At 65.6% G+C, this 17,488-nt stretch carries 22 protein-coding genes; 20 read left to right on the top strand and 2 right to left on the bottom strand.

The window, feature by feature from the left end; translation table 11 throughout:
* Positions 1–12: 12 nt before the first annotated feature.
* The 20 genes from tsaD (at position 13) to A7A09_RS05700 (ending at position 15,630) form a co-directional block, all read left to right on the top strand.
* On the top strand, positions 13–1,080 hold the full coding sequence (tsaD, locus tag A7A09_RS05610) for a tRNA (adenosine(37)-N6)-threonylcarbamoyltransferase complex transferase subunit TsaD (RefSeq protein WP_106690484.1): 1,068 nt from the start codon (positions 13–15) through the stop codon (positions 1,078–1,080).
* Positions 1,077–2,018: an NAD(P)H-dependent glycerol-3-phosphate dehydrogenase gene (locus A7A09_RS05615; RefSeq protein WP_106690485.1), complete on the top strand. Its 942-nt coding sequence runs from the start codon at positions 1,077–1,079 to the stop codon at positions 2,016–2,018. The genes tsaD and A7A09_RS05615 overlap by 4 nt, the downstream gene beginning before the upstream one ends.
* Positions 2,015–2,290, top strand: coding sequence for a YciI family protein (locus A7A09_RS05620; protein WP_106690486.1), 276 nt, complete (start codon positions 2,015–2,017; stop codon positions 2,288–2,290). The genes A7A09_RS05615 and A7A09_RS05620 overlap by 4 nt, the downstream gene beginning before the upstream one ends.
* Positions 2,290–2,703, top strand: a complete 414-nt coding sequence (locus A7A09_RS05625; protein WP_106690754.1) for an EVE domain-containing protein — start codon at positions 2,290–2,292, stop codon at positions 2,701–2,703. The genes A7A09_RS05620 and A7A09_RS05625 overlap by 1 nt, the downstream gene beginning before the upstream one ends.
* 180 nt (positions 2,704–2,883) lie before the next feature.
* Positions 2,884–3,129, top strand: coding sequence for a DUF4170 domain-containing protein (locus tag A7A09_RS05630; RefSeq protein ID WP_106690487.1), 246 nt, complete (start codon positions 2,884–2,886; stop codon positions 3,127–3,129).
* Positions 3,129–4,304 (top strand): 3-deoxy-D-manno-octulosonic acid transferase, encoded by a 1,176-nt coding sequence (locus A7A09_RS05635; protein ID WP_106690488.1) that lies wholly within the window; start codon positions 3,129–3,131, stop codon positions 4,302–4,304. Before A7A09_RS05630 ends, A7A09_RS05635 begins: the two co-directional genes overlap by 1 nt.
* On the top strand, positions 4,301–5,281 hold the full coding sequence (gene lpxK / locus A7A09_RS05640; RefSeq protein ID WP_106690489.1) for a tetraacyldisaccharide 4'-kinase: 981 nt from the start codon (positions 4,301–4,303) through the stop codon (positions 5,279–5,281). Before A7A09_RS05635 ends, lpxK begins: the two co-directional genes overlap by 4 nt.
* A 187-nt stretch (positions 5,282–5,468) precedes the next feature.
* A complete protein-coding gene (locus A7A09_RS21330) occupies positions 5,469–5,774 on the top strand; it encodes a hypothetical protein (protein WP_245999161.1) in 306 nt (101 codons plus the stop codon).
* On the top strand, positions 5,774–6,427 hold the full coding sequence (locus A7A09_RS05645) for a 5-bromo-4-chloroindolyl phosphate hydrolysis family protein (RefSeq protein ID WP_245999162.1): 654 nt from the start codon (positions 5,774–5,776) through the stop codon (positions 6,425–6,427). The genes A7A09_RS21330 and A7A09_RS05645 overlap by 1 nt, the downstream gene beginning before the upstream one ends.
* A 3-nt stretch (positions 6,428–6,430) precedes the next feature.
* Complete coding sequence (gene truA / locus A7A09_RS05650) at positions 6,431–7,210, top strand: tRNA pseudouridine(38-40) synthase TruA (protein WP_106690490.1); 780 nt, start codon at positions 6,431–6,433, stop codon at positions 7,208–7,210.
* A gap of 101 nt (positions 7,211–7,311) precedes the next feature.
* Positions 7,312–7,767 carry a universal stress protein gene (locus tag A7A09_RS05655; RefSeq protein ID WP_106690491.1) on the top strand — a complete coding sequence of 152 codons (456 nt, stop codon included), beginning with the start codon at positions 7,312–7,314 and terminating at the stop codon, positions 7,765–7,767.
* A gap of 68 nt (positions 7,768–7,835) precedes the next feature.
* Positions 7,836–8,396, top strand: a complete 561-nt coding sequence (locus tag A7A09_RS05660) for a NifU family protein (RefSeq protein ID WP_106690492.1) — start codon at positions 7,836–7,838, stop codon at positions 8,394–8,396.
* Complete coding sequence (gene tsaB, locus A7A09_RS05665) at positions 8,389–8,991, top strand: tRNA (adenosine(37)-N6)-threonylcarbamoyltransferase complex dimerization subunit type 1 TsaB (RefSeq protein WP_106690493.1); 603 nt, start codon at positions 8,389–8,391, stop codon at positions 8,989–8,991. Before A7A09_RS05660 ends, tsaB begins: the two co-directional genes overlap by 8 nt.
* Positions 8,988–9,407 carry a GNAT family N-acetyltransferase gene (locus A7A09_RS05670; RefSeq protein WP_106690494.1) on the top strand — a complete coding sequence of 140 codons (420 nt, stop codon included), beginning with the start codon at positions 8,988–8,990 and terminating at the stop codon, positions 9,405–9,407. The genes tsaB and A7A09_RS05670 overlap by 4 nt, the downstream gene beginning before the upstream one ends.
* An 82-nt stretch (positions 9,408–9,489) precedes the next feature.
* Positions 9,490–10,485 (top strand): BMP family lipoprotein, encoded by a 996-nt coding sequence (locus A7A09_RS05675; protein ID WP_106690495.1) that lies wholly within the window; start codon positions 9,490–9,492, stop codon positions 10,483–10,485.
* Complete coding sequence (locus tag A7A09_RS05680) at positions 10,485–12,134, top strand: ABC transporter ATP-binding protein (protein ID WP_106690496.1); 1,650 nt, start codon at positions 10,485–10,487, stop codon at positions 12,132–12,134. Before A7A09_RS05675 ends, A7A09_RS05680 begins: the two co-directional genes overlap by 1 nt.
* Positions 12,134–13,231, top strand: a complete 1,098-nt coding sequence (locus A7A09_RS05685) for an ABC transporter permease (RefSeq protein WP_106690497.1) — start codon at positions 12,134–12,136, stop codon at positions 13,229–13,231. Before A7A09_RS05680 ends, A7A09_RS05685 begins: the two co-directional genes overlap by 1 nt.
* Entirely contained in the window at positions 13,228–13,869 is a 642-nt protein-coding gene (locus A7A09_RS05690) for a LysE family translocator (protein ID WP_245999163.1), read from the top strand. The genes A7A09_RS05685 and A7A09_RS05690 overlap by 4 nt, the downstream gene beginning before the upstream one ends.
* A 2-nt stretch (positions 13,870–13,871) precedes the next feature.
* The gene (locus A7A09_RS05695) at positions 13,872–14,837 is read left to right on the top strand and encodes an ABC transporter permease (protein WP_106690498.1); all 966 of its coding nucleotides are present in this window, start codon (positions 13,872–13,874) and stop codon (positions 14,835–14,837) included.
* Positions 14,821–15,630 carry a purine-nucleoside phosphorylase gene (locus A7A09_RS05700; RefSeq protein WP_106690499.1) on the top strand — a complete coding sequence of 270 codons (810 nt, stop codon included), beginning with the start codon at positions 14,821–14,823 and terminating at the stop codon, positions 15,628–15,630. Before A7A09_RS05695 ends, A7A09_RS05700 begins: the two co-directional genes overlap by 17 nt.
* A 66-nt stretch (positions 15,631–15,696) precedes the next feature.
* On the opposite strand, the gene mnmH is transcribed toward A7A09_RS05700, so the two are convergent.
* Both mnmH and A7A09_RS05710 read right to left on the bottom strand, forming a co-directional pair.
* Positions 15,697–16,749 (bottom strand): tRNA 2-selenouridine(34) synthase MnmH, encoded by a 1,053-nt coding sequence (gene mnmH / locus A7A09_RS05705; protein WP_106690500.1) that lies wholly within the window; start codon positions 16,747–16,749, stop codon positions 15,697–15,699.
* 2 nt (positions 16,750–16,751) lie between these two features.
* Positions 16,752–17,324 (bottom strand): L,D-transpeptidase, encoded by a 573-nt coding sequence (locus A7A09_RS05710; protein WP_106690501.1) that lies wholly within the window; start codon positions 17,322–17,324, stop codon positions 16,752–16,754.
* Positions 17,325–17,488: the final 164 nt, after the last annotated feature.

A 17,488-nucleotide genomic window follows, 5' to 3' on the forward strand; every position in this document is an offset into this window, starting at 1 on the left:
CCCGGCAAGAGCATGGACGACAGCATTTTCCTTGGCATCGAAAGCAGTTGCGACGACACCGCCGCCGCCATCGTCACCGGCGACCGCCGCATCCTGTCCTCGGTCGTGACGGGCCAGGCCGAGATGCATGCCGATTTCGGCGGTGTCGTCCCCGAGATCGCCGCCCGCGCCCATGCCGAGCGGCTGGATATCTGCGTCGAGCAGGCGCTGGCCGAATCGGGGCTGACACTGCGCGAGCTGACCGCCGTTGCGGTGACTGCCGGGCCGGGGCTGATCGGCGGGGTGATGGCCGGGGTGATGATGGCCAAGGGCATCGCCGCCGGGGCCGGGCTGCCGCTGGTAGGCGTCAACCACCTGGCCGGGCACGCGCTGACCCCGCGCCTGACGGACGGCATAGATTTTCCCTACCTGATGCTGCTGGTCTCTGGCGGACATTGCCAGTTCCTGCGCGTCGATGGCCCGCAGGAATTCTCGCGCCTCGGCGGCACCATCGACGACGCACCCGGAGAGGCGTTCGACAAGCTGGCCAAGCTGCTGGCCCTGCCCCAGCCCGGCGGCCCCTCGGTCGAGGCCGAGGCGGCGCTTGGGCGTGCCGACCGCTTCGAGCTGCCGCGTCCGCTTCTGGACCGGCCCGGCTGCGACATGTCCTTTTCGGGCCTCAAGACGGCGGCGCTGCGCCTGCGCGACCAGTTGATCGCGGAACAGGGCGGGTTGCGGCAATCCGACCGGCAGGATCTCTGCGCCGCCTTCCAGATCGCCGTGGCCGAGGTTCTGGCCGAGAAATCCCGCCGCGCGTTGACCCTGTCCCCTGCCCCGGTGCTGGCCGTTGCGGGCGGGGTCGCGGCCAACAGGACCATCCGCACCGCGCTGGAACAGGTCGCGCAGGACGCGGGCGCGCGCTTCCTCGCCCCGCCCCTGCGGCTTTGCACCGACAATGCCGCGATGATCGCATGGGCGGGAATCGAACGGTTCCGGACAGGCGCGCGCGACGGCATGGACCTGGCCGCCCGCCCGCGCTGGCCACTGGACAGCCGCGCCGCGCCGATGCTGGGCAGCGGCAAGAAGGGGGCGAAGGCATGAGCATCGCGGTTCTGGGCGCAGGCGCATTCGGCTCCGCGCTGGCGGTGGCGCTGGCGACACGCGGGCCGGTCACGCTTTGGGGGCGGGCAACGGGCTGGGGACGCGAGAACCCGCGCCTGCCCGGCGTTACCCTGCCCGACGCGGTCACCGTCACCGGCGATCTGCCGCAGGCGGCCCGCGCCGATACGCTGCTGCTGGCCCTTCCGGCGCAAAAGCTGGGCGCATTCCTGGCCGATCACGCCGCGCATCTGGACGGCAAGACGCTGGTCAGCACGGCCAAGGGCATCGACCTGACCCGGCTGACCGGCCCCTCGCGGCTGATCGCCTCTGCCTGTCCCGCCGCCACGATTGCCGTGCTGACCGGCCCGTCATTCGCCGCCGATATCGCCCGTGGCCTGCCCACCGCCCTGACGCTGGCCTGCGCCGATCCCGGGCGCGGCAAGGCGCTGCAACATGCGCTGTCCACGCCCGTCCTGCGCCTTTACCGCAGCAGCGACGTGACCGGGGCCGAACTGGGCGGCGCGCTGAAGAACGTCATCGCCATCGCCGCCGGAACCGTCATCGGCGCGGGGCTGGGCGACAGCGCCCGCGCCGCGATCATCACCAGGGGCTTTGCCGAGATGACCCGCCTCAGCGCCCGGCTTGGCGCCCGGCCCGAGACGCTCACCGGCCTGTCGGGACTGGGCGACCTGATGCTGACCTGCTCTTCGGTGCAGTCGCGCAATTTCCGTTTCGGCCATGCCATCGGCTCGGGCACGGATTTCGACTCTGGCACGACCGTCGAGGGGGCCGCCACCGCCCGCGCCGTGACCCGGCTTGCCGCGGAACTGGACGAGGAGCTGCCCATCGCCGCCATGGTCGCGCGTCTTGCGCAAGGCGCGGTTTCCGTGGAAAACGCCATGGAGCACCTGATGAACCGCCCGCTCAAGGAGGAATGATGCCCCTATTCGCCGTCATCTGCCGGGACAGGCCCGGCGCGCTGCAGACCCGGCTGGACACGCGCGAGGCGCATCTGGCCCATATCCGGGACAGCGGCATCGTCGCCATGGCCGGTCCGCTGATCGAGAACGGAGAGATGCGCGGCTCGCTGGTCATTCTCGACGCCCCCGACCTGGGCGCGGCCGAGAACTGGGCGGCGAATGATCCCTACAAATCCGCCGGGCTGTTCGAGAGCGTGCAGGTGACCGAATGGAAGAAGGTGATCGGCTGATGGCATACTGGCTGTTCAAATCCGAACCCGACGTCTTTGGCTGGGACGACCTGGTCGCCAGGGGCGATCGGGGCGAGGAATGGGACGGGGTGCGCAACTACCAGGCCCGCAACAACATGCGGGCGATGAAAAAGGGCGATCTCGGGCTGTTCTACCACTCGAACCAGGGCAAGGAGGCCGTCGGCATCTGCGAGGTCATCGCCGAGATCCATCCCGACAGCACCACCGACGATCCCAGGTGGGAATGCGTGGATGTGAAAGCGGTCAAACCCCTGCCGCGCTTCGTCTCGCTGGAGCAGGCCAAGGCCGAGCCCCGGCTGAAGGACATGGCGCTGGTCAACAATACCCGCCTGTCGGTCCAGCCGGTGACCGAAGGGGAATGGGCCGTGGTGATGGAACTCGCCGGTCTTTGAACGACGGCATCGTCCTTCTTCTTCATGACAATATCCCCGGGGGTGCGGGGGCAGGCAGCCCCCGCAGGTCGCGGGACGCCAATCGGGACATATATCGCTTACCCTGACCCTGGAAGCCGCTTCATCTTCTCCTCGCTCCGCGTTAGGTTCGGCCAATATCCCGAAGCTCAAGGAGATCACATGAGCCAGCGACTTCACCTCGTCTTCGGCGGCGAGCTCGTCGATCCGCAGCGGACCGAGTTCCGCGACACCAACGACATCCATTATGTCGGCATCTTCCCGAATTACGAACAGGCCTACAACGCCTGGAAGGCCGAGGCGCAGCGCACCGTGGACAGCGCCCATACGCGCTATTTCATCGCCCATCTGCACCGCTTGCGGGACGAAGAGACCCCGGCCGGTCCGACCGAGGAACTCGGCAACTGATGGCGGTGGCGGGGCTGGGACGGCTCGGCCTCTGGCTGCAATTGCGCCACGAAACGCCTGACCAGCCCGATGCCCCGCTCCCTTCGGGCACCGGGCCGCTGCTGATTCTCGCCGCTTCACGGCCCAACCACGCGGCGCGGGCCCAGATCCGTGCGATGCTGGAAAAGCGCCGCCCCGATCTGCGCATTCTCGAGACGAGCGCAGGGGGACTGCCGGACCAGGAAACCGACCGCGCCGCCATGCGGCGCCTGATCCGGCGGGCAGAGCCCTTCGCGGTGCTGCTCCTGGGGACAGAGCTTCCGGCGGCACTGATCGTCAGCGCCGTCGAACTGGGCATTCCGGTGATCATGGGCGAAGCGCGTTTCGACAGGAGCGAGGCCCGCTGGAGCCTGCGTGCCGGGATGCGTCGGGAATTGCTTGGGATGGTCTCGACGCTCTTCGTCACCGACATTGACAGCCACCATCTCGCCCGCCGCATCGGGATCGCGCCCGGAAAGGTCAGCATGACCGGGCCGGTGGCGGAAATTCACGATCCGCTGCCCTGCAACGAAGCCGAGCGCTCGACCCTCGCCGAGCTTCTGGGCGGCCGGCATTCCTGGCTGGCCGCCTGCGTCCCGCCCTCGGAAGAGGATGCGGTGCTGGGGGCGCATCTTGCCGCATTGCATCAATCGCATCGCGCATTGCTGTTCCTGGTGCCGACCGATCCCGATCGGATCATTCCCCTTCAAGAAAGATTCGAGCAAAACGGCCTGATCGTCGCGCGCCGCGACCTAGACGAAGAGCCCGACGAGGAGGTGCAGGTCATGATCGCAGAGACAAATGCCGAGCTTGGGCTATGGTATCGGCTGGCCCCGGTCACCTATATGGGCGGCACGCTCAGCGGCGATGACGAATTGACGCGGCACCCTTTCGAACCCGCCGCCCTAGGATCGGCGGTCATTCACGGCCCTTTCACACGGCGTTTCTCGACCGAATGGCAGCAGCTTGACGGCGGCAACGCGGCCCGGCTGGTGCCGGGACCAGAGGCCCTTGCCGACAGCGTCGCCGAATTGACCCGCCCCGACCTGGTGGCCGATCTCGCCGGCAACGCATGGACGGTCAGCACCGGCGGCGCGGGGGTCGCGATGCAGATCACCTCGGCGGTGCTGGACGCGTTGGAGGATGCCGGACAATGAGACGTGCCCCGGCATTCTGGTATATCCGTCCGCCCAGCATGCGGGCCCGGCTGTTGTCGCCGCTCGGTACGATCTATGCCCGCGCGACGGCGCGGCGGCTGGCGGGGGGGGCAAGGCTGCGCATCGGCGTGCCGGTGATCTGTGTCGGAAACCTGAACGCGGGCGGCACCGGCAAGACCCCGACGGTGATCCATCTGCAGCAGGAAATGCAGGCGCGCGGGATCGCCGCCCATGTGGTCTCCCGCGGTTACGGAGGCAGCGCCAGGGGCTGCCTGAGGGTGAACGAGCGCGATCATGACGCGGCGCTGACCGGGGACGAGCCGCTGCTGATGGCCGCCTTCGGACCGGTCTGGGTCTCGGACGACCGGGTGGAGGGCGCTCGGGCGGCGGTGGCTGCGGGCGCAGAGGCGGTCATCCTGGATGACGGTTTCCAGGATCCGGCGCTGGCGCATGACCTGTCGCTGGTCGTCGTCGATGCGGCGAAGGGCTTCGGCAACGGGCTATGCCTGCCCGCCGGACCGCTGCGCGAACCTGTCGCCAGCGGCCTTCCCCGCGCCGATCTGCTGGTCTCGATCGGTGGCGAGGAGGCACAGGCGCGGTTTCAACCTCCTCTCGACATGCCGCATCTGCGGGGCGAACTGATCCCGCTGCAAACCGGCATCGACTGGCAGGGCCACCGGGTCCTGGCTTTCGCGGGGATCGGTCATCCCGAGAAGTTCTTTGCCACGCTGAGGGGTCTCGGGGCCGAACTGATACGCGGCGAGGCACTGGACGATCACCAACCCTTCACCCCCGCCCTGCTCACGCGGCTGGAGAGCGAGGCGGTTATGCTGGGCGCACAGCTTGTCACGACCGAAAAGGACGCGGTGCGCCTGCCCCGCAATTTCCGTTCCAAGGTGCTTGCCCTGCCCGTGCGGCTGTCGATCCGCGATGCGGCGCCCCTGACACGGGCACTGGACAGGCTGTTTCCCGGCTGATCCCGTTTCGGCCCATTCGCTTTGCAATTCACCGGGCCGTACCGATATATGTTGTGCGAAACCGGCCCTGTGCCACATCGAAGGAACGGATTTCATGTCACGCAAGGCGATGCAAAGGCTGAGCTTCTATCTGCTGGTGCTGCTGACGCTCTATGCGTCTCTGGCCGGTGCGGCGTAAGGGGGCCGGATGGCACAGCGTTTCGGTGGACTTTTCTCACCCGACAGCAGATCCGGCGATTCGGGCCGGCTACCCGTGATCGAAACCCGGCATCGGCTGCAGGGGCGGCCGAAATGGGTCACCATCGCCGCCTCTCCGTTCCTTCTGAGCGCATTCTTCCAGGAACCGGCCGGGATGGTCATGAACCTGGCGGGATTCGGGCTGATCGCCGCCGGAATGTGGATGACCGGCGAGGGGCTGGTCGCCGAGGCGCCTATGAGCGCCGCCGCGCCGCCCGCCGCCCGGCGATCCCGCGTAAGCTGTTCGGCGGGGTGATGGCCGCCTTGGGGCTGGGCATCGGCGCCGCCGAGCTTGGCGCCTTTGCCGGAGCCGCGCTGATCGGGATGGCGGGGCTGGCGCTTCACTGGCTGGCCTTCGGCCCCGACCCGATGCGCGACAAGGGGATGGAAGGCATCGACAGTTTCCAGCAGGACCGCGCCGCCAGAATGATCGAAGAGGGTCAGGCCCATCTGGACCAGATGAAGGACGCGATCCTGCGCAGCGGCGAAAGGCGGCTGGAGGCCCGCGTGGCGATGTTCGAGGCCACGGTGCACGAACTTTTCGACCAGGTTCGGGAGGATCCCACCGAGTTGGGCGCGGTTCGGCGCTATATGGGGATCTACCTGATGGGTGCCCGCGATGCGACGGTCAAGTTCGCCGATCTCTATGCCCGTTCGCAGGATACGCAGGCACGGGCGGCCTACGAGGATTTCCTGAACGACCTGGAAAGTGATTTCACCGCACGCAGCCGACAATTGCTGGAAGGGGACCGCAGCGATCTGGATATCGAGATGACCGTGCTGCGCGAGCGTCTGGCCCGCGAAGGGGTGCGCCCCGCCGATAGCGGCGAGCGCCCTGCATTGCGTTCGGGTGATGCACAGACCATGGACGATCTGCTGTCCACCCCGGAACGGCAGAAGACCCGCTGATCCATGCCCCGATTTGCCCTTCTCATCGAATATGACGGCGGCCCGTTCTCGGGCTGGCAGGCGCAGGCCGACCAGCCTTCGGTCCAGCAGGCGGTCGAAACGGCCCTGGGGCGGCTTGATCCCGGCTTTGCGGCGGGCGCACGGATCGGTGCGGCGGGCCGGACGGATGCTGGTGTTCATGCCACCGGGCAGGTCGCCCATGCCGATCTGGAGCGCGATTGGGATCCCTTCCGCCTGTCCGAGGCACTCAATTACCACCTGAAACCCGCCCCTGTCGCGGTGCTGGCCGTAGCGCGTGTTGCGGATGATTTCCACGCGCGGTTCTCGGCGATCGAGCGGCGTTATCGTTTCCGCCTCGTTGCCCGGCGGGCCCCCCTGACGCATGATCGCGGATTGGTCTGGCGGGTGCGGAACCCGCTGGATGCGGATGCCATGCGCGAAGGCGCGGCACATCTGGTCGGAAAGCACGATTTCACCACCTTCCGCTCCTCGATCTGCCAGGCCCAGAGCCCGGTAAAGACGCTGGACCGGATCGAGATCGAGGAACGCGAGATTCCCCATGGCCGGGAATACCTGTTCCGGTTGCGGGCACGCTCTTTCCTGCATAACCAGGTCCGCTCCATCGTCGGCACGCTGGAGCGGGTCGGCGCAGGATCATGGCAACCCCGGCAGGTCGCCGAGGCATTGGCCGCCCGCGACCGCGCCGCCTGTGGACCGGTCTGCCCGCCTCATGGGCTGTATCTTGCAGGTGTCGGTTATCCGGTCGATCCCTTCGCCCCCTGATCGGGTGACAAGGGCGCGATCCGTGATCATGCTGTGCTTGCTTAATCGCGAAGGTTACTTCACTGTGGCGTCAATCTTCGAGGCAAAAACGCGATATATGGATGCGCAAGTTTCTCGTTTTACTGGATGACAGCCATGAATGCCTTAACGCGATGAGATTTGCCGCCATGCGGGCGGCAAGCACGGGTGGCGCGGTCGTCGTGCTGTCGGTGATCCCGACCGCCGAGATCCAGCATGGGTTCGGCGTGGCAGATGTCATGCGCGCCGAGGCCTATGAACGGATCGAGGCGCATTTCGAAGTCTTCGCGAAATGGATGCGCTCGCGGCCCAAGGTCGAGCCCGAACTGGTCGTGCGCGAGGGCGATCCCGCCGATGAGCTGATCGCGCAGATCACCGAGGATGACGAGATCGGCGTGGTGGTCCTCGGGCTGAACAGCGACAAATCCGCGGCGAACCCGGTCCTGACCCGGCTTTTGCGCGAAGCCGGCAACCTGTCCTGCCCGATCACGGTCGTCCCGGGAGACCTGTCGAAGGAACGCCTGGAGGCGATCACCTGATACGCGCAGCCCGCAGCGCTTGACCCGGCAGGCCGCCATCGCCATATCGGAACCAAAGGAGCGCCCCCATGTTCATCCAGACCGAGACCACGCCGAACCCCGCCACGCTGAAATTCCTGCCCGGCGAAACCGTGCTCGCCAGCGGCACCGCCGATTTCCCGAATGCCGAAACAGGTGGGAAATCACCCCTTGCCCAACGGATTTTCGCCGTCGAGGGTGTCACCGGCGTGTTCCTGGGCCGGGATTTCGTCACCGTGACCAAGACCGAGGACGCCCCTTGGGATCATCTGAAACCCTCGATCCTGGGCGCGATCATGGAGCATTTCCAATCCGGAGCCCCGGCTATCGAGGGCGGCGCCCAGGAAGGCACCGGACATGCGGCCCATGACGGCCCGGATTCCGAGATCGTCGGCCAGATCAAGGAATTGCTGGATACGCGCGTGCGCCCGGCAGTGGCCCAGGATGGCGGCGACATCACCTTCCACGGCTTTGATCGCGGCATCGTCTATCTGCATATGCAGGGCGCCTGCGCGGGCTGCCCCTCTTCGACGCTGACGCTGAAAATGGGGATCGAGAACCTGCTGCGGCATTACATCCCCGAGGTGGTCGAGGTTCGGCCCGTTGCCTGACCCGGTTGCTCTTGGTTTCGACACATCGGCCGCGCATTGCGCGGCCGCTTTGCTGTGCGGCGACAGGGTTCTGGCCTCCCGGCACGAAGAGATGGCCAAGGGGCAGGCAGAGCGGCTGTTCCCCCTGCTGGAGGACATGCTGGCCGGGGCCGGGATCGGCTGGAGCGACCTTGACGTGATCGGCGTGGGGATCGGCCCCGGCAATTTCACCGGCATCCGCGTCGCGGTGGCAGCTGCGCGGGGATTGGCCCTGTCGCTGAACATTCCCGCCATTGGCATCAGCGTGACCGAAGCCGCGGCTTTCGGTTTGCCCCGCCCCTGCCGGGTCGTCCTGCCATCGCGCCGCGACCAGGTGATATGGCAGGATTTCGGCGCGAACGGGGATGACGGGGCACAAGACCGGCCACGGCAAGCCGCGGCCGGTTCGCTGCCGCCCGGCCCCGCGCCGGCTGCGCCGGCGGTCCCCCTGGCCGAAGCCATCGCATCTCTGGCCATGATCCGGCGGGCAGAGCCCACCCCGCGCCCGGCACCGATCTATCTCCGCCCCGCGGATGCCGCGCCGCCACGCGACCCGGCCCCGGTGATCCTGCCGTGACTCCCGACCAGCTGGCCGCCCTGCATGCGCGCTGTTTCACGACCCCCCGGCCATGGAACGCCGACGAGTTCTCGGCATTGCTGGCATCGTCCGGAAGTTTCCTGCTGACCCGCCATGACGGGTTCCTGCTGGGCCGCTTTGTCGCCGAAGAGGCCGAATTGCTGACCCTGGCGGTAGCCCCCGAGGCACGGCGTCGGGGTCATGGCCTTGCCCTCACCCGCGAATTCGCCGCCACGGCCCGCGCGATGGGGGCCTGCGACCTGTTCCTGGAGGTCGCCGCAGACAATCATCCCGCGCAAGCATTATATGCGGCCCTCGGCTGGCGCGAAACGGGGCGCAGGCGGGGATACTACGCTCCCGGACTCGATGCCGTCGTGATGCATCTTGGTTTGGCAAAACAACAAGAAGGCGGTTGACCACTTCCGGGCAATGCGCCCTAATCGACGCATCAGGCGGGCGACTTGAATCGCCCGCGGCAACAGGATGGGGTTATCTGTCATGACTTTGATGAAAACGCTGATGGCGAGCTCGGCGCTGATGGCGCTTGCGGGCGGCACCGCCTTGGCCGAACCTGCGCTGATCTTCGATCTGGGCGGCAAGTTCGACAAATCGTTCAACGAGGCCGCCTATATGGGCGCCAAGCGTTGGGCCGAGGAAACCGGCGGCTCCTACAAGGAGCTGGAGATGCAGTCCGAGGCGCAGCGCGAACAGGCCTTGCGCCGCCTGGCCGAAACCGGCGCCAATCCCATCGTCATGACGGGCTTTGCATTCGGCAATATCCTCAACGAGGTGGCATCGGATTACCCGGACACCAAATTCGCCATCATCGATGCCGTCGTCGATCAGCCGAATGTCAAATCGATCATGTTCGCCGAACAGGAGGGCAGCTACCTCGTCGGCGTCCTGGCCGCCATGGCCAGTGAATCCGGCACGGTCGGCTTTGTCGGCGGCATGGATGTCCCGCTGATCCGGCAATTCGGCTGCGGCTATGCGCAAGGCGCCAAGGCCGAGAATCCCGATATCAAGATCGTGGCCAACATGACCGGCACCACCCCGGCCGCCTGGAACGATCCGGTCAAGGGCGGAGAGCTGACCAAGGCGCAGATCTCGCAGGGCGCGGATGTGGTCTTCGCGGCGGCGGGCGGTACCGGTATCGGTGTGCTGCAGGCGGCGGCGGACGAGGATATCCTGTCGATCGGGGTCGATAGCAACCAGAACCACCTGCATCCGGGCAAGGTGCTGACCTCGATGGTCAAGCGTGTCGATGTCGCCGTCTACGAGGCGTTCATGGCGGGTGAGGATCTGGAAACCGGCCAGTCGGTGCTGGGTCTGGAAGAGGATGGCGTCGGATATGCACTGGACGACAACAACGCTTCGCTGATCTCCGACGAGATGAAGGCAAAAGTGGACGAGATCGCGGAACAGATCAAATCCGGCGAGATCGCGGTTCACGACTATTACAGCGACAACACCTGTCCCGCGCACAGCTTCTGATGGGGGAGGCTGTCGCGGATACGGGGGGGCGAGCAGCCGCGTCGGCCCCCTTTGCCATCGAGTTGCGCGGCATCTCGAAAGCCTTTGGTCCCGTGCAGGCGAACAAGGATATCGACCTGCGCGTGCCCAAGGGCACCATCCACGGGATCATCGGCGAGAACGGCGCGGGCAAATCCACGCTGATGTCGATCCTTTACGGGTTCTACAAGCCCGACAAGGGCGAGATCCTGGTGAATGGCCAGCCGCTTGCCATCGCCGACAGCCAGACCGCGATCCGCGCAGGCATCGGCATGGTCTTCCAGCATTTCAAGCTGGTGCAGAATTTCACCGTGCTGGAGAATATCATTCTCGGGGTCGAGGAAGGACGCCTGCTGCGCCCTTCCCTGGCCAAGGCGCGGGGGGCAATGAAACGGCTTGCCGCCGAGTATCAGCTGAACGTGGATCCCGACGAGACCATCGACGAATTGTCGGTGGGCCACCAGCAGCGGGTCGAGATCCTCAAGGCGCTGTATCGGCAGGCCGATATCCTGATCCTTGACGAACCGACCGGCGTGCTGACCCCGGCAGAGGCCGACCACCTGTTCCGCATCCTCGAAGGGCTGAAGGCCGAGGGCAAGACCATTATCCTGATCACCCACAAGCTGCGCGAGATCATGGACATCACCGACAATGTCAGCGTCATGCGACGCGGCGAGATGGTCGCTTCGGTCAAAACCGCCGAGACAAGCCCCGAAGAACTGGCCGAGCTGATGGTCGGGCGCAAGGTGCTGCTGAATGTCGAGAAAACCCCTGCCCAACCCGGCGCAAAGGTGCTGGAGGTGCGCGACCTGAAACTGGTGGATGATGAATCCGTCGAGCGGCTGCGCGGCATCAGCTTTGACATCCGCGCGGGCGAGATCCTGGGGATCGCGGGTGTATCGGGCAATGGTCAGACGCAATTGCTTGAATTGCTGGGCGGCTTTCCCGAAAAGGGCGCCAGGGTCGGCGGCAGCATCCGGATGAACGGGCAGGAACTGGACCTGACCGGCAGCAGATCCGATGCCGCAACCCGCCGCGCCCGGGGCATCGGCCATGTGCCCGAGGATCGCCAGACCGAAGGCCTGATCATGGATTTCACGGCATGGGAGAATGTCGCTTTCGGCTATCACCGCGCGCCTGAATTCAACAAGGGGCTGCTGATGGACAACGCCGCCATCCGCGCGGATGCCGAAGCCAAGATGGAGCATTTCGACGTCCGCCCCCGCAATCCGAACCTTGCCGCGCGCAATTTCTCGGGCGGAAACCAGCAAAAGCTGGTCGTCGCGCGCGAGATCGAGCGGAACCCGGATCTGTTGCTGATCGGTCAGCCCACGCGCGGCGTCGATATCGGTGCGATCGAGTTCATCCACAAGCGCATCATCGAGCTACGCGATGCGGGCAAGGCGGTTCTGCTTGTCAGTGTCGAGCTGGACGAGATCCTGTCGTTGTCGGATCGCATCGCGGTGATGTTCGATGGCCGCATCATGGGTGAGCGCCTGCCGGACGAAACCACCACGGGCGAGCTTGGCCTGCTGATGGCAGGCGTCACCGATACTGCGCATGCCGATGCCAGCCAGGGCATCCCGCCCGAGCACAAGCATATCGAGGATGTTTCCGGAGGGGCGGCCTGATGGACAAGATGCCGAAATGGGCGGATGTGATCCTGACGCCGCTGATCTCGCTGATCCTCGCAATGGGGATTTCCGCCATGGTGATCCTCGCCATCGGCGAAAGCCCCTGGCTGGCGTTGAAAACCATGATCGATGGCGCGCTCGGTTCCAGCTATGGCTGGGGATTCACGCTGTATTACACCACGAATTTCATCTTTACCGGGCTGGCCGTCGCCGTGGCCTATCACGCCCGGCTGTTCAATATCGGCGGCGAGGGGCAGGCGATGGTCGGCGGACTTGGCGTGGCCCTGGTCTGCCTTGCCCTGCCCTGGCCGCATTGGGGCATCGCCCTGCCCGCCGCGATGATCGGCGCGGCATTGTTCGGCGCGGCATGGGCGCTGATCCCGGCATGGCTGCAGGCGAAACGCGGCAGCCATATCGTGATCACCACGATCATGTTCAATTTCATCGCCGCCGCCCTGCTGAATTACGTGCTGGTCAACCTCATGCGGCCAGTCGGCAGCATGGATCCGGCTTCGGCCAATTTCCCCGAAGGCGCGCATCTGCCCACGCTGAGCGGCATGGCTGCCAATGTCGGCCTGGAATGGGGCAAGAACACCCCGGTCAATATCACCTTCCTCGTCGCCCTGCTCGCCTGCGTCCTGGTCTGGCTGCTGATCTGGCGCAGCCGTCTCGGCTATGAGATCCGCGCCCTTGGCCAATCCGAGCCCGCCGCCATGTATGCCGGGATCTCGCCGGTGCGGATCACCGTCATCGCCATGCTGATCTCGGGCGGGTTGGCCGGGCTGATGGCGATCAACAATGTCATGGGAGAGGCCGAGCGGCTGGTCCTGAACGCGGTCGAAGGAGCAGGCTTCATCGGCATCGCCGTGGCGCTGATGGGCCGCAACCACCCCTTCGGCGTTTTCCTTGCCGCGCTGCTGTTCGGTTTTCTCTACCAGGGCGGCGGAGAGCTGGCGCTCTGGACTTCGATCCCACGCGAATTGATCATCGTCATCCAGGCATTGGTGATCCTGTTCACCGGTGCGCTCGACAACATGGTGCGGATGCCGCTGGAACGGATATTCCTCGCCATGCGCAGGAAGGGGCGTGCATGATGGAGTGGCTGATCCCCTATCTCCCGGGCTTCACGGCGGCCTATGCCATTCTGGTCATGGGTGTCGCCACCCCCGGACCCAGTGTCGCCATGCTTCTTGGTCTCGGCTTGTCACGGGATCGGACGACCGCACTGACAGCCTCGCTTGGCATCGCCTTCGGTTCGGCGTCACTGGCATTGGCTACGACGCAAGGATTCGGTCTGCTTATCGAGCGGGTTGCATGGTTGTCAGCGTTTATCCGAATGATCGGAGCCGGCTACATCCTTTGGCTCGCAATCAATGCATGGCGCAAAGCGATCGAGCCGCCGAAGGTCGTCATTGCGAGTATGCCGGGCAAAGCAAACCTGCGCCGTGCCTTCATCACCGGCTACCTAATGCAAGTAACCAACCTGAAGGCAATAATGTTCTGGCTGGCCATCGCCACCGTGGGCGCGACCGACGGCGCCCCCATGCCGGTTCTGGCGCTTTTCATCGCCGGGGCTTTCGTGCTCTCGCTTGCCGGGCATGGTGCCTATGCGGTGCTGCTCTCCTCCTCTCCCTTCAGGCTCGCCTATGATCACGCCCGGCGCTGGATCGAGGCCGCGATCGGGGCCTTCCTGGCCTATGTCGCCTTCCGCCTGGCCACTGAAAGGAGCTGAGAATGGATTTCGCCACCATCATCCAGATCCTCGACAGCGCCGTGCGGCTGATGACCCCCCTGCTGCTGGCATGCCTTGCCGGGCTGTATTCGGAGCGTTCAGGCGTTTTCGATATCGGGCTGGAGGGCAAGATGCTGATGGCCGCCTTTACCGCCGCCTCGGTCGCCTATGCCACTGGCAGCCCCTGGCTGGGACTGCTGGCGGGAATCGGCGGCTCGATGGCGCTTGCGCTGATCCATGGGCTGGCCTCGATCACCTTCATGGGCAACCAGCTGATCTCGGGGGTGGCAATCAATTTCCTCGCCTCGGGGATGACGGTGCTGCTGGGGCAACGGATATTCGGCCTGGGCGGCCGGACCCCGTCCCTGACCGGCGGAGGCCGTTTCGGCGAGATCACCCTGCCATTCGCCGACAGCCTGCAGGGCGTCCCCTTCCTCGGTCCGATCTATTCCAACCTGATCTCTGGCCATACGATCCTTGTCTATGTGGCTTTCGTCTGCGTGCCGCTGACATGGTGGATCCTGTCCCAGACCCGCTTCGGCCTGCGTTTGCGGGCGGTCGGCGAAAACCCCGCCTCGGTCGATACCGCCGGCGTGTCGGTCACGCGGCTGCGCTATGCCTCCATCGCCATCTGCGGCCTGCTTTGCGGCCTCGCCGGCGCCTACCTGGCCACCGGCCTCTCGGCGGGTTTCGTCAAGGAGATGACGGCAGGCCGCGGCTTCATCGCGCTGGCCGCCCTGATCTTCGCCAAGTGGCGACCATGGAGCGCCCTTTTCGCGACCTTCCTGTTCGGCCTGCTGGAAGCCATCGCGAACCGCTATCCCGACCTGGATCTCGGCATCATTACCGTGCCCTCGATGTTCATGAACGCGCTGCCCTATATCCTGACCGTGATCATCCTCGCGGGCTTCGTCGGCCGCGCCATCCCCCCCCGCGCAGGAGGAGAACCCTATGTCAAGGAGCGCTGAACTCGCCGCCCTGATCCGCGAGCGTGCCGGAGAAGAGCCCCCGGAATACGGGCTCATCCTCGGCTCGGGCCTTGGCCATCTGTCCGAAGCGGTCGAGGGCGTGGCGATTCCCTATGACGACCTGCCGGGCTTTCCCCATGCCGGTGTCTCGGGCCATGTCCCGCAACTGGTCATCGGAGAGCTGGAAAACCGCCGCGTCGCCGTCTTCGGGGGCCGGTCCCATTACTACGAAACCGGCCACGCCGACGCGATGCGCCCGGCACTCGAAACCCTGTCGGCACTGGGCTGCGGCAAGCTGATCCTGACCAATGCGGCCGGATCGCTGCGCACCGATATCCCGCCGGGCGGGCTGATGCTTCTCAATGACCACATCGCTTTCGCGGGCACCAACCCGCTGATCGGCGAAAAGACCGATGCCCGTTTCGTGCCTCTGACGGATGCGCATGACATCGCGATACGCGCCGCGCTGGAAGAGGCCGCGAGCGCGGAAGGGATCGCGCTTCCCCAGGGCGTCTATTGCTGGTTCTCGGGCCCCAGTTTCGAGACCCCGGCCGAGATCCGGGCCGCAAGGGTCCTCGGCGCCGACGCGGTCGGAATGTCAACGGTGCCGGAAATCATCCTCGCGCGGTTCCTGGGAATTCGCTGCGCCGCCATCTCGGTCATCACCAATATGGGGGCGGGTCTCAGCGACGAGGCGATCAGCCACGATCACACCAAGGCCATGGCTCCGTTGGGCGCCGCCAAGCTGGAAAAGCTGCTTCGCCGCTTTCTCCGGAACGGCACCGCCGAATAGAATCGCCGCTTCTTCTTCATGAAAATATCCCCGCCGGAGGCATCCAGCCTCGCGGGAAAGCTGCGATCACCCGTTCAGGCGCTCCAGCGCCGCCGCGACCTTTCCGGCTACCGCATCAAGATCATCCAGGCGGCTCACCCGCACCACCGCTTTCTCGCGTTCGGCATAGCGCTCGCGATGCTTGCGATAACGCGGGTCGTAGTGATCGCGCATCAGGCCCTCTGCCAGCCCTTTCCAGTCACCGGCCTTCACCTGCGCCAGCCAACCCTCGATCCGCTCCGCCGGATGCAGCGCTGACAAGGAAGCGATGATCGCGCTCAGATGTTCGGGATTTTCCACGACATCGCGGTAATCGCGGGCCGAATAGGCCGCCCGTTCGCCAACCGGGACATCCAGCCGGATACGGGGAGCAGCGCAGATCGCCCGCCATAGAGCCTTGGGCACCAAAAGGTCACCCACCCGGCTGCTTTCGGCCTCCACCAGGACCGGACGCGCGGGATCCAGCCCTTCGAGCGCCAGGGCCAGACGCCCCTCGAACATCTTCTGGCCAGGTTGTCCTCCGGCCATGGCGCCGAACAGGCTGCCGCGATGCCGGGCGAGCCCTTCGAGATCGATTACCTGCACGCCTTTTGCTGCAAGATGATGCAGGATCGCGGTCTTGCCGCAGCCGGTATTGCCGTCCAGAACCACAACAGGCGCGGCCACCGCACCATTCTGCACCCTGTCCACCACCAGGTTGCGCCATGACTTGTAGCCGCCTTCGACCGTATCGACGCGCCAGCCGATCTGCTTGAGGATCGTGGCGAAGCTGCCCGAACGCTGCCCGCCCCGCCAGCAATAGACCAGCGCCTTCCAGCTTCCATCCCGATCGGCCAGCACCTCTGATATATGCCGCGCCGCATTCGCCGCGACCAGCGCCGCACCCAGCTTGCGGGCGTCGAAAGGCGAAACCTGCTTGTAGATCGTGCCGACCCGCGCGCGCTCCTCGTCATCCAGAACGGGCAGGTTGATGGCGCCGGGCAGATGATCCTCGGCGAATTCCGATGGCGAGCGCACGTCGATGATGTCATCGAACCCCGCCAGGGCAGGATCCGCGACATGGGTCAGTTTCACCGGCAATGTCAGAAAACGTAGACGGGGGTTCCGATCGGCACCTGGTCAAAGAGGCTCATCACCGCCTCGTTGCGCATCCGCAGGCAACCATTCGAGACCGCGCGGCCGATCGAGCCCGGCTCGGTCGTGCCGTGGATACGGATCGCGGTGTCCTGCCCCCTCGCGTTGTAGAGATACAGCGCACGCGCACCCAGGGGATTGGTCGGGCCACCCGGCATGCCGTCCTTGTATTTCTCGTAGGCGGCGGGATTGCGCTCGATCATGTCCTGGGTGGGGCGCCAGCTTGGCCATTCGACCTTGCGGCCGACGGTCGCCTTGCCCTTCCACACCAGTTCATCCTTGCCGACCGCGACGCCGTAACGGATCGCCTTGCCCGGGGCGACGACATGGTAGAGGAAGAAATCCTTGCTGACCACGACGATACTGCCGACCTCGAAATCATCGCGGATCGCGACCTCGGTCGGCGCATAGGGATCACGGGCCTGCGTCTTCACCGGGGCGGCGGGTGCGGTCTGCGACAGCGCCAGCGACGGAACGGCGATCAGCGGCAGGGCCAGCGACATCAACTGACGGCGTTTCATGATAGATGTTTCCTGTAGGCTGCTCGATTGTTCTTCTCGCCGGAAGATTATCTCGAACAGGTCGGTTTTTGCAACTCACCAAGATGTTTTCGCGGCATCCCGACCGGATTGCGTGTCCTCAAGGCAGCATCTGCGGCGATCCTTCGGCAAGAAGAACCGCCGCA

Source organism: Paracoccus methylarcula (assembly GCF_003007735.2).
Classification (GTDB): Bacteria; Pseudomonadota; Alphaproteobacteria; order Rhodobacterales; family Rhodobacteraceae; genus Paracoccus; species Paracoccus methylarcula.